The organism is Streptomyces sp. NBRC 110028, from assembly GCF_001417735.1.
Classification (GTDB): domain Bacteria; phylum Actinomycetota; class Actinomycetes; order Streptomycetales; family Streptomycetaceae; genus Streptomyces.
Window position 1 is genome coordinate 523779 of the sequence record NZ_BBUZ01000022.1, and the last position, 14846, is coordinate 538624.

Here is a 14846-nt window from a genome sequence, read left to right on the forward strand (position 1 = left end):
CTCCGCTCGCCTACCCGCAAGGATCGCCGATGCTTCCTGAGGTCCGTCCCCACGTATCCGCACCCCTCACAGACCAGTTGGAACACCAATTGGGCTTGGCTCCAGACCTCGAAGCCGGCCACCTCGATGTGGAGCGCGTCGCAGGCATCGCCGTCGTCGCAGCTGCCCACTCCGGTGGCTACGCGGCCATCGGCCATCTCCTCGGACTGCTGGCCGCGCTACCTGCCCCCACCAAGGCAGGCGAACGCTTCTGGTCGGACCTGTGGAGGTCCTCCGGCACCGCCTACCTGCTCCCCGCCAACATCAAGGCTGAGGTGCTGCAATCCATGGCAGGTGAAGGAACCGCCCTGGCCCGGCAGATCCTCTCAGCCGTCGATGAGATGACCCCGCCCCAACGCTTCGCAGCCGGGGAGGTGATCGGTCAAGCCCTCGCCGAGTCCGACCATCTTCCCGATCTCAAGACACAGGTCATCGGAGAACTGTGGCTCCGAGATCTCGAACTCACCGCCTGGCGCGTCTTGCACGCCGACCGCAGGTGGGACGACCCCGCTGGACGGAAAGCCTTCGTCGAAGCCTGGACGAGCGTCTGAACGACTGCTCCTCCACCTACACGACAGCCGCACAGAGCAAGCGGCACCCGAGCTTGAAGCGACCGACTTCCGGGGTCCACCGGTGCCCGGCGGGCGCACCGTCTCAGGCCGGGAGTGGCCGGCCGCTTCGGCGTGGCCGGACGCTTCGGCGGTATTCGGCGTTGAGGCGCTGGGCTTCTTCGAGCTGGTCTTCGAGGATGATGATGCGGCAGGCGGCCTCGATGGGGGTGCCCTGGTCGACGAGTTCACGCGCGCGGGCCGCGATGCGCAGTTGGTAGCGGGAGTAGCGGCGGTGCCCGCCCGCGGAGCGGAGCGGGGTGATCAGGCGGGCTTCGCCGATGGCGCGGAGGAAGCCCTGGGTGGTGCCGAGCATCTCGGCGGCCCGGCCCATGGTGTAGGCAGGGTAGTCGTCGTCGTCGAGACGGCTGTACAAGTCGTCTGCTGTCATCGCACCTCTCTGTGGAACGCGTGGAGGGGCCCTGGTGCCATATGGCACCAGGGCCCCGAAGGAACTGCTACACCATCTGCCGACCCTGGTACTGCGCCGGCCTTCTGTTTTCGCAGACCCGACCTGAATGCTGTCGGGGGTGCGGGGATCGTGGTTGCTTGACCGGAGACCACCTCACTATCGATGTCCCGCGGTACCCGGGTTCAAGACTTCCGCCCGGGCGATCCTGATGGCGCTCAACTCCTCCGTTCTTTCCCTCTGGATGAACTACTGACCAAACGGGTACTGCACGGCGGCCCCTGATCACTGCGGGCCACCCGGTCCGGTCGTCAGCCTCGTCGCCGCCTTGAACAACTCTGGCTTCGAAGCTCCACCACCGCACCGTCCTGCGAACTGCAACTGCGTGTACTACTGCCCGGCAGTTCATCTCTGCCGGGCCCTGCTCGATCTCGGCTACGAGAGAAACCATAACCACACCACCACCCAATGTCTACTCCGGCCGACGCAGATTTTCGTGCGCTTGCCAGAGAGGTAGTCGACCTCGAACACAGAGGGCGCGTGGTGGCCCCGCTCCACGGCCGAGGCTTCGTGCGGTTGCCGCGCCGCAGGCGGGGCACAAGGACCGGGCAGACAGGACAGGCATTGACGATCCAGAGACCAGGGTGACCTGATGGACACGATGAGCGTCAACGTCGCAACCGTCCGCTCCGCGACATCCGTGGCAGGCGCACGCGAGAGCACTCGGGACTTCCTCGGCGGCCTTGTTCCGGCGATCGCGGCCGAGGCCGCCGACACCGTGGTCCTGGTCGTCTCGGAGCTCGTCACCAACGCCCTGTGCCACGGCGGCGGCACCTGTGCGCTGGACCTGACCGCGCACCCGGACAGCATCGAGGTGGCCGTGCATGACAGCAATCCGCGGGCACCGCGCATGCGCACCCCGGACCTGAACGGCGGCACGGGAGGGTTCGGCTGGCCCATGGTCAACCGCCTCGCCCGCACCACGGCGGTGACCCGCCGGACGGCCGGCGGCAAGATCATCACCGCCCTTCTCGCCCGATAGCGCCCAAGCGCTGCTGGCCGGCATGACGGGCGCCTCTCCGCGATCAATCGGTGAGAAGGTCAGGAGACCCCGACGTCAGACCTCGGACTCACGGCCGGAGTTCGCCGTCCAACAACCGATCGGTTAATGGACGCGCTCTCCCGACGGCAGTCAGCTGTCATGCTGGGCAGCTGAAATCCTGCCTCATCCCTTTGAGAGTCCCGTGGACCGGAGTGCCACCGGCGAACCTGTCATCGTGCAGGAGGACACCCAGATCACGTCGGCATCACCTACGCGCCTCCTGGCCGCGCCTGATAAGTCCTCGCCGCCGCGGTCGGCTTGTAGAGCGGCGGGAAGTCCAGTTTGTCCAGGCGGGACCCGCAGGGCCGGATCCCGCAGCAGGCCCGTCATCGACGGCCGTTCCAGCAGGCAGTTGGAGACAGGCGGGGGCACGTGCCAGGTCACGTCCACACAAGGAGCGGACGCGTCCACACGCAGAACACCCCCTGCCCTGCGTTTCCGCGAGGTCAGGGGGTGTTTCGAGCGGTAGCGGTGGGATTTGAACCCACGGAGGAGTTGCCCCCTCACGCGCTTTCGAGGCGCGCTCCTTCGGCCGCTCGGACACGCTACCGAGGCAGAGCCTAGCGGACGGAGGGCCGAGATCCGAAATCGGTTCCGGGTGGGGGTGGGTCAGGAGGTGCGGAAGAAGGCGGTGAGGGGGGCGGCGCACTCGTCGGGGAGGACGTCGTGGATGACCTCGGGGCGGTGGTTGAGGCGGCGGTCGCGGACGATGTCCCAGAGGGAGCCGACGGCGCCCGCCTTCTCGTCGATCGCGCCGTAGACCACCCGGTCGAGCCGGGACAGCACGATGGCGCCGGCGCACATGGCGCACGGCTCCAGGGTCACCACCAGGGTGCAGCCGGTCAGCCGCCAGCCGCCGAGGCGGCGGGCCGCGGCGCGGAGGGCGAGGACCTCGGCGTGGGCCGTGGGGTCGCCGTGGGCCTCGCGCTCGTTGCGGCCGCGGCCGAGCACCGTGCCGTCCGGGCCCAGCACGACGGCGCCGACCGGTACGTCCCCCGTCTCGGGTGCCCGTACGGCCTCCTCCAGCGCGAGGCGCATCGGCGCGCGCCAGGGGTCACGCAGGGGGTCGGGGTCGGGTCCGGGCAGGATGCCGGTCAGCGGATCGGTCATGTCACCAGTGTGGCGGCGGTCAGCGCACCGCCTCCAGGCCCTCCATGGAGCAGCCCAGCATGTCCGCGATCGATTCGAGCGCGTCCCCGTCGAGGGCCTTCAGCTCCTTCTCCTCCATGCCCAGGTCGGCCAGGATGTCGCCGTCCCCGAGCGGGCCCACGGGGACCGGTGCGTCGGGGTCGGTGTCGTCGGCCTCGTCGGGCTCGCCGTCCTCGGTGCCGTCCAGGTCGACGAGGCTGTCCAGGTCGTCGTCGGGATCCCGGCCGAGCAGTTCGTCGGTGAGCATCGAGCCGTACGAGGTGCGGGCGGCCGCGGCCGCGTCCGATACGTAGATGTGCGGGTCGTCCTCGCCGTCGACGCGGACGACGCCGAACCACGCGTCTTCGTGCTCGATGAAGGCCAGAACCGTGTCGTCGTCCTTGGCGGCCCCACGAGCCAGTTCGATCAAATCGGTCAGAGTCTCCACGTCATCGAGCTCTGTGTCGCTCGCTTCCCACCCTTCTGCGGTGCGCGCGAGCAATGCGGCGAAGTACACCGTGACTCTCCCACTGGTCATAGGCGTGCCGGGGCGGGCGGGACAGTGTCCAGCCCCAATCGGAATCGTGGCAGAAACCATCGCTTCGCGAGAGGTCTTCCGCGCTGCGTCGTGCACCAGTCCAAAGAGATGTGGCTCACGTGAAACGAAACGGACCGACCTGATCGCTCCATCGGCGGTGCGCCGGGTTCGGGTTCATCGGTGGAACATCAGCGGAACGTACGCAGCAGTATCGCCTCACGCATCCGGGCGGCGCGGGTCAGCCGCGGCCGTACGCGGTCGCGCACCTGCCGCGCCTCGTTCAGCGCGCGCAGGAAGCGCTCGCGACGGCGGCGGCGGTCCGCCGCGCTCTCGTGAGCGGACGCGGCGCCCATTGTCCTGCCGGTGGACATGTCGGTGTCGGCCATGGCCTCACCCCTCGGACCGAGGTCTTCGCCCGGACGTCGGCCCGGGCGCTCCTGCCCACTTTCCCCCGAAACAGCGCTTTGATGCCAGTACGGCGACAGACTGTCGTCGCGCGCCGGAGGTTACCGCCGGGAGCCGCGGCCCGAGGGCTCCGTTAGTGTCATTGCCATGCGGATCCACGTCGTCGACCACCCGCTGGTGGCGCACAAACTCACCACGTTGCGCGACAAGCGCACCGACTCCCCCACCTTCCGGCGGCTCGCCGACGAGCTGGTGACCCTGCTCGCGTACGAGGCCACCCGCGATGTGCGGACCGAGCAGGTCGACATCGAGACCCCGGTGACGGCGACGACCGGGGTGCGGCTCTCGCATCCGCGCCCCCTGGTGGTGCCGATCCTGCGGGCGGGCCTCGGGATGCTCGACGGGATGGTGCGGCTGCTGCCGACGGCCGAGGTGGGCTTCCTCGGCATGATCCGCGACGAGGAGACGCTCCAGGCGTCCACGTACGCCACCCGGATGCCCGACGACCTCTCCGGCCGTCAGGTGTACGTGCTGGACCCGATGCTGGCGACCGGCGGGACGCTCGTCGCGGCGATCCGCGAGCTCATATCGCGGGGCGCCGACGACGTCACCGCGCTGTGCCTGCTGGCGGCGCCCGAGGGCGTCGAGGTGATGGAGCGCGAGCTGGCGGGCACGCCCGTGACGGTGGTCACCGCGTCCATCGACGAGCGGCTCAACGAGCACGGCTACATCGTGCCGGGGCTCGGCGACGCGGGCGACCGGATGTACGGGACCGCGGGCCAGTAGGGCCGACCGGGCCCGCTCAGCAGGGCGAGCCCGAGGGGCGGGGCGAGGGCTTGGTCAGCGCGGTGAGCGCCTTGTCGGCGTCCTTCTGCCGGACCAGGTCCTTGAACTCCGTGCCGATGATCAGATCGACGTCCTTGCCGCGGCGGGCGTCGTTCCTGGTCTCGGTCCCGGCCAGTTGGGTGCCGAGCACCCGGAAGGCCCCGTCGGCGGAGCCCGGCGCGCCCAGGAGCATCCCCGGGGCCTTGACCTTCTTGTCGTACGCGGTCGGGGCGTTCCCCACGTCCCCGATCGTGAAGCCGCGCTTCTTCAGCTCATCGGCGGTGTCCTTCGCGAGCCCGGAGCGCTTGGTCGCGTTGTAGACGTTGACGGTGATGTCGGAGGGCTTCGGCAGCTTCGCCGCCGCCGTACGGGACGAGGTCCCGGAGCCCCGGTCGCGGCCGCCGCCCTTGCCGGGATCGCGCTTGCAGTCCGCGCTGCCGCGCGCCGCGCGCACCGTGTCGGCGCCCTTGCCGCCGCCGGAGAAGACGTCGATGAGCTGAAGCGTTCCCCAGCCGGCCAGGCCGAGCGCCACGACCGAGCCGAGGGCCGCGAACACCAGGCGACGGCGGCTCCGGGGCCGGCGCATGCGCGGGTAGCGGTCGCCCGTGATGCGGTACTTTCCGCCCATCCCAGGAGGGGTCAGCATGCTCATATGCGCAGCGTAGTGCGACCTGGTGACGATGCCTACTAAATGATCAATCGTTGGTGTGCAGTCCAACCCGAAAGGGCCAATGCGAAGGCCCGGCCGCACCTGGCGGGGGCGGGGTCAGTCGAGCTCCAGGACGCGCGCGTGCAGCACCTGGCGCTGCTGGAGCGCGGCGCGCACCGCGCGGTGCAGCCCGTCCTCCAGATAGAGGTCGCCGTCCCACTTCACGACGTGGGCGAAGAGGTCCCCGTAGAACGTCGAGTCCTCGGCGAGCAGCGTCTCCAGGTCGAGCTGCTGCTTCGTCGTGACCAGTTGGTCAAGACGTACCGGGCGTGGGGCGACATCCGCCCACTGGCGGGTGCTTTCCCGGCCGTGGTCGGGGTAGGGCCGACCGTTTCCGATGCGCTTGAAGATCACACGGAAAGCCTACCGGGCAAGCGCCTTCCGGCGCAGCCAAGGCGCGGGAGTACCAGGCCGGGGCCCGGGAAGAGGGCCGCCAGGACGCGCTGACAAAAGGGTGAAAAATTCTTGAAAGGGGACTAGTCGCCCAAGGGGGTCAGGAGTAACCTGAAAAGCAGCCTGCGGGGCGAGCGAGGGAGCTCGACCGGAGAGGCGCTCAGGACAGAGGACTTTGGTTCTCCGGAACGTCTCGTTGATGGCCGGGCTGAGAGGCCGGAAGGTCGGGGAGACCGGAAGGCGACCTCCACAACCTGATCCGGACAATGCCGGCGAAGGGAGCCCACCTCGCAGGTTTCGCGCTGTCCGCACCCGGCCCGGTTGCGGGTGGCCTCCGTGCGTTCAAGCATGGCCGCATGCGCTGTCTGGTCACCGGGGCCACCGGATACATCGGCGGCAGGCTCGTCCCCGAGCTGCTGTCCGAGGGGCACGCGGTGCGCTGCGTGGTCCGTTCCCCCGGGAAGCTGCGCGATCACCCCTGGGCGGGGCGGGTCGAGATCGTGCGCGGCGACGTGACCGACGAGGAGTCCGTCCGGGCGGCCATGGAGGGCGTGGACGTCGCGTACTACCTGGTGCACGCGCTGGGCGGCGGGCCCGGCTTCGAGGAGACCGACCGGCGCGCCGCCCGCGTCTTCGGCGAGCGGGCGCGGGCCGCCGGGGTCCGGCGGATCGTCTACCTCGGCGGGCTGACCCCGGCCGGGGTCCCGGAGCGCGACCTCTCTCCCCATCTGCGCTCCCGCGCCGAAGTGGGCCGCGTGCTCCTGGACTCGGGGGTGCCGACGGCGGTGCTCCGGGCCGGCATGATCATCGGGTCGGGCTCGGCGTCGTTCGAAATGCTGCGCTATCTGACCGAACGGCTACCGGTCATGGTCACCCCGCGCTGGGTGCGCACCCGCACCCAGCCGATCGCCGTCCGCGATGTGCTCCGGCTGCTGCTCGGCTGCGCCGCACTGCCGTACGAGGTGAACCGGGCCTTCGACATCGGCGGCCCCGACGTCCTCACCTACCGGGACATGATGCGCCGGTACGCGGCCGTCGCCGGGCTGCCCCGGCGCTGCATCCTGCCGCTGCCGGTGCTCAGCCCGCGGCTCTCCAGCCTCTGGGTCGGCCTGATCACCCCGGTCCCCAGCGCCCTCGCGCGGCCCCTCGTGGAGTCCCTGCGGCACGAGGTGGTGTGCGCCGAACGGGACATCAGGCGTTACGTCCCCGATCCGCCGGGCGGCCTCCTCGGCGTGAACGGGGCCCTGGAGCTGGCCCTGCGGCGGATCCGCGAGGCCGACGTGGCCACCCGCTGGTCCTCCGCCGCCACCCCCGGAGCGCCCAGCGACCCGCTGCTCACCGACCCCGACTGGGCGGGCGGCACCCTCTACACCGACCACCGCAGCCGCGCCGTGAACGCCACCCCGCAGGAGGTGTGGCGGGTGGTGGAGGGGATCGGCGGCGAGAACGGCTGGTACGCGTTCCCCCTCGCCTGGGCGCTGCGCGGCTGGATCGACACCCTGATCGGCGGCGTCGGCCTCCGCCGCGGCCGCCGCGACGCGACCCGGCTGCGGGTCGGGGACAGCCTGGACTTCTGGCGGGTCGAGGAGGTTCTGCCGCCCCGTCTGCTGCGGCTGCGGGCCGAGATGCGGCTGCCGGGGCTGGCGTGGCTGGAGATGCGGGTGGACCGGGACGCGGAGGGCCGGACCGTCTTCCGTCAGCGCGCCGTCTTCCACCCGCACGGGCTGGCCGGGCACGTCTACTGGTGGGGCGTCTCGCCGTTCCACGCGCTGGTGTTCGGCGGGATGGCCCGCAAGATCGCCGCGAAGTCGGAGTCGGTCAGCGCAGGTCTTCGAGGGTGATGGGGAGGTGGCGGGGGCCGCGGAGGACGGCGTTGCGGCGGTAGGGCGGCGGGTCCTCGACGAGACGGGGGTTCTCCAGGCGCCGGGCCAGCGCGGTCAGCGCCAGCTGGGCCTCCAGACGGGCCAGCGGGGCGCCGAAGCAGCTGTGGATGCCGCTGCCGAAGCCGAGGTGCTGGTTGTCGCGGCGCTGGGGGTCGAAGCGGTCGGGGTCGAGGAAGCGCTGCGGGTCGCGGTTGCCGGAGGCCAGGACGAGCCAGACGGGGGCGCCCCTGGGGATCGTCACCCCGGCGATGTCGATGTCCGAGAGCGGGGTGCGCTGGGGGAGCAGCTGGACGGGCGGGTCGTAGCGCAGCAGCTCCTCGACCAGGGGGACGGCCAGATGGGGCTTGGCGCGCAGCCGGGCCAGGACGTCGGGGTTGCGGAGCAGGGCGAGCATGCCGTTGGTGATCAGGTTGACGGTGGTCTCGTGGCCCGCGACCAGCAGCAGCGCGGCCGTGCTCAGCAGCTCCGTATGGCTCATCCGGCCGTCCGGACCGTCCTCGGTGACCAGGGCGGAGAGCATGTCGTCGCCGGGGGAGCGGCGGCGTTCCTCGATCAGTTCGGAGAGGTAGCGGCCGAGTTCGGCGCGCGCCTGGTGGGTGGCGCCGCGCCGCGTCGCGGCGTCCTGCCCGGGGTCCGGGTCGAGGCTCGCGGCGAGGGTGTCGGCCCAGGCGTGGAAGCGGGGCTCGTCCTCGCGCGGCACGCCCAGCAGCCGGCAGATGACGGTGACGGGGAAGGGGTACGAGAAGTCGTCGACGAGGTCGACGCGGTCCCGGTCCTGGAAGCCGTCGATCAGTTCGTTGACGATGCGGGACAGCTCGCCGCGCATGGCGTGGATCCGCCGGGGGGTGCGCGGGGGGCCGAAGGGGGTCATGGCCAGGCGGCGCAGCCGGTCGTGTTCGGGCGGGTCGAGCTTCAGGAAGGCGGGCGGCAGCCCCGGGTCGTCCTCCTCGGACTCGCTCTCGGCGTCGGCCGGTCCGCCCGCGGCCCGGGGGTCGAGGTTGCGCGCGTCGGAGCTGATGCGCGGGTCGTGCAGCAGGGCGTGGATCTCCCAGTAGGTGCTGACGATGTACGGGCCGTCCTCCTCGTGCACCACGGGTGTTTTGCGCAGTTCCGCGTAGACCGGGTACGGGTCGGCGCGGTTGGCGTAGTCGGTGATCTTCCGCAGGAGGGGGCCGTGGGCCATGGCGGAGTCCTTCCGGGGATCAGGGCCGGGGAGCGGGTCGGGGGCAGGGCCGGGATCGGGGGTGGTCAGATGCGTGGGGGAGTGAAGGCGATCCGCCGGTCGGCGGGCGAGTAGCCGCTGAGTGTGACGGTCGGACCGTGGGTGGGCAGCGTGGGGTCCGGGAAGTCGGCCGGGACCGGCCGCAGCCCTTCGGCGCGGCGGTCGACGGTGGTGAACGGCGGCGGGAAGGGGGCGGCGGTCTCGATCAGCCGCTGGTAGAACGCCAACCACTTGCCCTGGTCGAAGGTGACGGCGGCGATGACGCGCCCCTGGTATCCGTAGACCGCCGTGAAGCGGCGCTCGGCGAGCGACCCCTGGGCGATCAGGACCTCCTCGCCCAGGGACGGCACCCCGACCGACTTGATGTTCACCCCGAACTGGGAGGACCAGAAGGCCGGGACCCACAGATGCGGCCGGCGGTCGGCGCTCGCGCTGATCATGTTGTGGGCGGCGATCTCGGCCTGGGCGGCCGCGTTGCCCCAGTGCTCCAGGGACAGGAACTGGTAGTTGAAGAGGGGGTGCGGGGAGCGGGCGACGTCCCCGGCCACGAAGATGTCGTCGGTGACGATGCCCGCCACGTCGAAGGCGCGGCAGCCCGCGTCGCAGGCGATGCCGCGGGGCCCGGCGCCGAGCCCGGACCCGGCCAGCCATTCGGTGTTGCGGGTGATGCCGAGGGAGACCACCGCCACATCGGTGTCGAGGGCGGTGCCGTCGGACAGATGGGCCCGCCGCAGCCGCCCGGCCGCGTCGCCCTCCAGCGCGGTGACCATGACGCCGCAGCGCAGATCGACGCCGTGGGCGCGCTGCAGGTCGGCGGCGACCGCGCCGAGCACCCCGCCGAGGGCGCCGACCAGGGGGGTGGGGCCGCGTTCGGCGACGGTGACCGGCAGCCCGCGTTCGCGGCAGGCGGAGGCGATCTCCGAACCGGTGAAGCCCCCGCCGATGACCAGCACCCGGCGTGGTCCGGCCGACAGCCGGCGGTGCAGCGCGGCCGCGTCCTCGCGGGTACGGAGCACGAAGACGCCGTCCAGCTCGGCCTCCAGGGGGTGCGGCCAGGGCCGGGCGCGCACCCCGGTGGTGATCATGAGCCGGTCGTAGCCGACCTCGTCGCCGTCGGCCAGCCGCACCCGCCCGGCCGTCATGTCCAGCCCGGTGGCGGCGACGCCGAGCCGCCACGTGGCGTCCACCGCGCGGCGCCGGGGCAGCGCGGTGCGGTCGGCGGGGGCCCGGCCCAGCAGCACCTGCTTGGACAGCGGCGGCCGGTCGTACGGCTCATGGGGCTCGTCCCCGATCATCGTGAGCGCCCCGGCGAACCCCTCCTCGCGCAGCGTCTCGGCGGCCCGCAGCCCGGCCAGCGAGGCGCCCACGATCACGATGCGCCCCTCGCGCCGCAGGGTGTGCGGCGCGCCGTCAGCGGTCACCGGACAGGTCCTCGTCGTCGACCAGGATGGCCTGGACCGGGCAGGCCGCCGCCGCGCGCGCCACGTTCCCCCGCTGGGACTCGTCCGCGTACGGCGTGTAGAGCAGCGCCTCCTCGCCGTGCAGGGCGAAGACGTCGGGGGCGAGGAACGCGCACTGCGCGTATCCCTGGCAGCGGTTGAGATCGACGACAAGCCTCATCGGGGCCCTGCCCTTCGCAACGCTCGGGTCGTCGGGTCACTCCCTCCGGGCCCCAGCATGGGCGAGGCGGCGGGTGCCCGCCCGCACAGCCGGGCCAAAGGGGCGACGGGCGGTTCACGGCCATGGGGGCGGCGGGTGCGGGGGCGCAGTGTGCCAGTGGCGGCGGGGGCGTGAACCGTCGTACGCAAGAGCTGAGCCATTCCGCCCGTGGCCCCGTGGGCGCCACTACCGTGCGGGGAATGTTCCACTTCGCAGCCCTCTCCTCAACCCCACAAAGAGGCGGGATCGCCGCTGTCGGTTCCACGGGGCGGCGTATGTGATGAACGTCTCGTCCTTACGTCGCGCGCGGCCCGCCCCCGCCCCCGCGCCCGCCTCCCCGGCCCCCGTCCCCGCCCTGCCCGCTCCCGCCGCTCCCGACGCTTCGAAGCAGCGTGACGCGTTCTTCGACAACGCCAAGTACCTGGCCATCGTGCTGGTCGCGATGGGGCACTCCTGGGAACCGCTGCGGGACGGCAGCAGGGCGGCGTCCGCCCTCTACCTGTTCGTCTACGCCTTCCACATGCCGGCGTTCATCCTCATCTCCGGCTACTTCTCGCGGAACCTCGACCTCCGGCCGGACCGGCTGAAGCGCCTCCTCACCGGGGTCGTCGTCCCGTACGTGATCTTCGAGACCGTCTACAGCCTCCTCAAGGGCTGGGCGGGCGGCGACGTCTCGTACCCGGTCAGCCTGCTCGACCCCTGGTATCTGACCTGGTTCCTGATCGCGCTCTTCGTCTGGCGGATCACCACCCCGGTGTGGCGGATCGTGCGCCATCCGGTGCCGCTCGCGCTCGCGATCGCCGCGCTCGCCTCGTGCTCGCCCGACATCGGCGACGATCTCGACCTCCAGCGCGTGCTGCAGTTCCTGCCTTTCTTCGTGGCCGGGGCGCACATGCGGCCGGAGCACTTCCGGATGGTGCGCCGCCGCGCGGTGCGGCTGCCGGCGGTGCCGGTGACGGCGGCCGCGCTGGTCTTCGCCTACTGGGCGGTGCCGCGCATGGACGCCGGATGGTTCTACCACCGGGACAGCGCCCAGGAGCTGGGGGCGCCGTGGTGGAGCGGTGTGGTGATGACGTTCGCCCTGTTCGGCTGCTCCATGGTGCTGACCGCGTGCTTCTTCGCCTGGGTGCCCGGGCGGACGCTGTGGTTCACCGCGCTCGGCGCCGGAACGCTGTACGGGTACCTGCTGCACGGCCTGCTGATCAAGGGCTCCCACGTCGCCGGCTGGTACGACCGGTCCTGGCCGCACACTCCTGCGGGCGCGATCGTGGTCACGGCGATCGCCGCGGTGGTGGTGACCGCGCTGTGCTCCCCGCTCGTCCAGCGGGTCTTCCGCTTCGCGATGGAGCCCCGGATGGAGTGGGCCTTCCGGCCCGCGAAGACGGCGCGGGCGGCCGTTCCGTCCCAGGCCACCAGATCGCCGCGCTAGTGCGTGAGCTGGTCCGTTCCGGCCCCGCCGCGGCCGTCCGTACCCCCGCGGCCGTCCGTACCGCCGCGGCCGTCCGTACCCCCGCGGCGGGGCCGGAAACGATCGCACGCTTATGTGACTCGCCGGGCGGTCGGATAGCCCGTCAGGACCCTGGGTAGAGCCGAGCCGATCAGCCCGGGGGCCCGCTGACGGCCGCGGGCGTCCGTCGCACGGAGAGGTCCCGGCGCACCAGTGACACAGCCCTTTCAACTCCCCGACTTCTACACGCCGTACCCGGCGCGGCTGAATCCCCATGTCCAGGCGGCGCGGGAGCACTCCACCCGGTGGGCGCGCGGGATGGGCATGCTCGAAGGCTCCGGGATATGGGAGCAGCAGGATCTCGACGCCCACGACTACGCCCTGCTGTGCGCCTACACCCACCCCGAATGCTCCGCCGCGGAGCTGGCGCTGATCACGGACTGGTACGTGTGGGTGTTCTTCTTCGACGACCACTTCCTGGAGCGGTTCAAGCGCTCCCAGGACCGGGAGGGCGGCAAGGCGTATCTGGACCGGCTGCCGCTGTTCATGCCGATGGACCCGGCGGCGGCCGGGGCGCCGGAGCCGGTCAACCCGGTCGAGGCGGGCCTGAAGGACCTGTGGACGCGGACGGTGCCCACGATGTCGCCGCATTGGCGGGCCCGGTTCCGGGAGTCCACGGAGAATCTGCTGGGCGAATCGCTCTGGGAGCTGTCCAACATCAACGCGGGCCGCACGCCCAACCCGGTGGAGTACATCGAGATGCGCCGCAAGGTCGGCGGCGCCCCGTGGTCGGCGGGGCTCGTGGAGCACGCGGTGGGGGCCGAGGTGCCCGCGGTGGTCGCGGAGTCACGGCCGCTGCGCGTGCTGCGGGACGCGTTCTCGGACGCGGTGCACCTGCGCAACGACCTGTTCTCGTACCAGCGGGAGATCGAGGAGGAGGGCGAGCTGAGCAACGGGGTGCTGGTCCTGGAGACGTTCCTGGGCTGCACCACCCAGCAGGCGGCGGACGCCGTGAACGACCTGCTCACCTCGCGGCTCCAGCAGTTCGAGAACACCACGTTCACCGAGCTGCCCCCGCTCTTCGCCGAGCACGGCCTGGACATGGCGGCCCGCGCGAGCGTCATGGCGTACGTCAAGGGGCTCCAGGACTGGCAGTCGGGCGGCCACGAGTGGCACATGCGGTCCAGCCGCTACATGAACGGCCCAGGGACCGGGAGCGAGCCCGCCCGGTCGCCGTTCGCCGTCAGCGGCCTCGGGATCGGCGGCCTCGGCCTGTCCGCCGCCGATATCCGGCTCACCACCGGCCGGGCGGAGCGGGCCCGGGCGCGCACTTTCAGCCATGTGCCGCATCAGCGGGTCGGGCCGTCCCGGCTGCCGGACTTCTTCATGCCCTTCACCGCCCGGCTCAGCCCGCATCTGGACCGGGCGCGCCGCAATCTGGTCGAGTGGTCGCACCGGATGGGCATCTTCGGGCCCCAGCCCGGCATCCCGGACTCGGACGTCTGGGACGAGCGCCGGCTGCGCGCCGCCGACCTTCCGCTGTGCGCGGCGGGCATCCGCCCGGAGGCGTCCCCCGGCGAACTGGACCTGACGTCGGGCTGGCTCGCCTGGGGGACCTACGCGGACGACTACTACCCGCGGGTCTTCGGCCGGCGGCGGGACCTCGCCGGCGCCAAGGCGTGCAACGAACGGCTCACGGCCTTCATGCCCCTCGGCGCGGGCCCCACCCCCGCCCCGGTGGGCGGGCTGGAGCGGTCCCTCGCCGACCTGTGGGCACGTACCGCGGGGTCGATGGAGGAGGGTGCGCGCCGGGAGTTCCGCCGGACCGTGGACGACATGCTGGACAGCCGGCTGTGGGAGCTGGCGAACCAGGCGCAGAACCGGATCCCCGACCCGGTCGACTACATCGAGACGCGCCGCCACACCTTCGGCCCCCACCTCGTCCTGAGCCTGCGCCGGCCGGCGTACGGCAAGCGCCTGCCGCCCGGGATCTTCCGCAGCGGGCCGGTCCGGTCGCTGGAGAACGCGGCCATGGACTACGCGACCCTGCTCAACGACGTCTTCTCGTACCGGAAGGAGATCGAGTTCGAGGGCGAGGTCCACAACGGCGTCCTGGTCGTGCGGAACTTCTTCGACTGCGACTACCCGACCGGGGTGGCCATCGTCGATGACCTGATGACCTCGCGGATGCGGCAGTTCCAGCACGTCGCCGCCCATGAGTTCCCGGTGCTGTACGAGGACTTCGGGCTGCCGGCGGAGGGCCGGGCGGCCCTGGAGGGGTATGTGCGCGACCTCCAGGACTGGATGAGCGGAATCCTGGCCTGGCACCGGCAAACCGCCCGGTACCGGGCGGACGAGCCGCGGTACGAGGCCGGGGCGCCGCGGCTGCCGCGGCGGCTGTTCGGCCCGACCGGGCTGGGGACGTCGGCCGCCCGGCTTCCCGTGGGTGCGCTCCGGTAGGAGTCCGCGGGTGCTCAGG

At 71.6% G+C, this 14846-nt stretch carries 15 protein-coding genes, 1 tRNA gene and 1 riboswitch; of the genes, 6 read left to right on the forward strand and 10 right to left on the reverse strand.

Translation table 11 applies throughout. The features are described 5' to 3' along the window. Positions 1-95: 95 nt before the first annotated feature. Complete coding sequence (locus ASC60_RS02490; protein WP_234356746.1) at positions 96-590, forward strand: hypothetical protein; 495 nt, start codon at positions 96-98, stop codon at positions 588-590. 103 nt (positions 591-693) lie between these two features. Here the strand turns inward: ASC60_RS02490 and ASC60_RS02495 are convergent, their stop codons facing one another. Then, positions 694-1038 carry a MerR family transcriptional regulator gene (locus tag ASC60_RS02495; RefSeq protein WP_055546184.1) on the reverse strand — a complete coding sequence of 115 codons (345 nt, stop codon included), beginning with the start codon at positions 1036-1038 and terminating at the stop codon, positions 694-696. 670 nt (positions 1039-1708) lie between these two features. Between ASC60_RS02495 and ASC60_RS02500 the strand changes: the two genes are divergently transcribed. Beyond that, the gene (locus ASC60_RS02500) at positions 1709-2098 is read left to right on the forward strand and encodes an ATP-binding protein (protein WP_055546186.1); all 390 of its coding nucleotides are present in this window, start codon (positions 1709-1711) and stop codon (positions 2096-2098) included. A 523-nt stretch (positions 2099-2621) separates the two neighbouring features. Here ASC60_RS02500 and ASC60_RS02505 read toward each other — a convergent pair. The 4 genes from ASC60_RS02505 to ASC60_RS02520 form a co-directional block, all read right to left on the reverse strand. Further along, a tRNA-Ser gene (locus ASC60_RS02505) sits at positions 2622-2708 on the reverse strand. Positions 2709-2767: 59 nt separating this feature from the next. Then, entirely contained in the window at positions 2768-3268 is a 501-nt protein-coding gene (tadA, locus tag ASC60_RS02510) for a tRNA adenosine(34) deaminase TadA (RefSeq protein ID WP_055546188.1), read from the reverse strand. Positions 3269-3287: 19 nt separating this feature from the next. After that, entirely contained in the window at positions 3288-3824 is a 537-nt protein-coding gene (locus tag ASC60_RS02515; protein ID WP_079038109.1) for a hypothetical protein, read from the reverse strand. Between the two features lie 188 nt (positions 3825-4012). Continuing rightward, complete coding sequence (locus ASC60_RS02520; RefSeq protein WP_055546191.1) at positions 4013-4210, reverse strand: hypothetical protein; 198 nt, start codon at positions 4208-4210, stop codon at positions 4013-4015. Positions 4211-4376: 166 nt separating this feature from the next. On the opposite strand from ASC60_RS02520, the gene upp reads away from it, so the two are divergent. Further along, positions 4377-5015 (forward strand): uracil phosphoribosyltransferase, encoded by a 639-nt coding sequence (upp, locus tag ASC60_RS02525; RefSeq protein ID WP_055546193.1) that lies wholly within the window; start codon positions 4377-4379, stop codon positions 5013-5015. Between the two features lie 16 nt (positions 5016-5031). Here the strand turns inward: upp and ASC60_RS02530 are convergent, their stop codons facing one another. Together ASC60_RS02530 and ASC60_RS02535 are read right to left on the reverse strand one after the other, a co-directional pair. Further along, positions 5032-5706 (reverse strand): LytR C-terminal domain-containing protein, encoded by a 675-nt coding sequence (locus tag ASC60_RS02530; RefSeq protein WP_055546195.1) that lies wholly within the window; start codon positions 5704-5706, stop codon positions 5032-5034. Positions 5707-5820: 114 nt separating this feature from the next. Beyond that, the gene (locus tag ASC60_RS02535; RefSeq protein ID WP_009716657.1) at positions 5821-6117 is read right to left on the reverse strand and encodes a type II toxin-antitoxin system VapB family antitoxin; all 297 of its coding nucleotides are present in this window, start codon (positions 6115-6117) and stop codon (positions 5821-5823) included. Between the two features lie 165 nt (positions 6118-6282). Further along, positions 6283-6454, forward strand: a riboswitch (TPP riboswitch). Positions 6455-6512: 58 nt separating this feature from the next. Between ASC60_RS02535 and ASC60_RS02540 the strand changes: the two genes are divergently transcribed. Beyond that, entirely contained in the window at positions 6513-7997 is a 1485-nt protein-coding gene (locus ASC60_RS02540) for an SDR family oxidoreductase (protein WP_055546197.1), read from the forward strand. On the opposite strand, the gene ASC60_RS02545 is transcribed toward ASC60_RS02540, so the two are convergent. The 3 genes from ASC60_RS02545 to ASC60_RS02555 all read right to left on the reverse strand — a co-directional run bounded on the left by ASC60_RS02545 (position 7975) and on the right by ASC60_RS02555 (position 10881). Beyond that, complete coding sequence (locus ASC60_RS02545) at positions 7975-9222, reverse strand: cytochrome P450 (RefSeq protein ID WP_055546199.1); 1248 nt, start codon at positions 9220-9222, stop codon at positions 7975-7977. The two genes, ASC60_RS02540 and ASC60_RS02545, sit on opposite strands and share 23 nt — an antisense overlap. Positions 9223-9287: 65 nt before the next feature. Next, a complete protein-coding gene (locus ASC60_RS02550) occupies positions 9288-10682 on the reverse strand; it encodes an NAD(P)/FAD-dependent oxidoreductase (protein ID WP_055546201.1) in 1395 nt (464 codons plus the stop codon). After that, on the reverse strand, positions 10672-10881 hold the full coding sequence (locus tag ASC60_RS02555; RefSeq protein ID WP_055546203.1) for a ferredoxin: 210 nt from the start codon (positions 10879-10881) through the stop codon (positions 10672-10674). The genes ASC60_RS02550 and ASC60_RS02555 overlap by 11 nt, the downstream gene beginning before the upstream one ends. Before the next feature lie 319 nt (positions 10882-11200). Here ASC60_RS02555 and ASC60_RS02560 point away from each other — a divergent pair, with 319 nt between their 5' ends. Further along, on the forward strand, positions 11201-12349 hold the full coding sequence (locus ASC60_RS02560) for an acyltransferase family protein (protein WP_055546205.1): 1149 nt from the start codon (positions 11201-11203) through the stop codon (positions 12347-12349). Positions 12350-12580: 231 nt separating this feature from the next. Beyond that, positions 12581-14827, forward strand: coding sequence for a terpene synthase family protein (locus ASC60_RS02565; protein WP_055546207.1), 2247 nt, complete (start codon positions 12581-12583; stop codon positions 14825-14827). Positions 14828-14846: the final 19 nt, after the last annotated feature.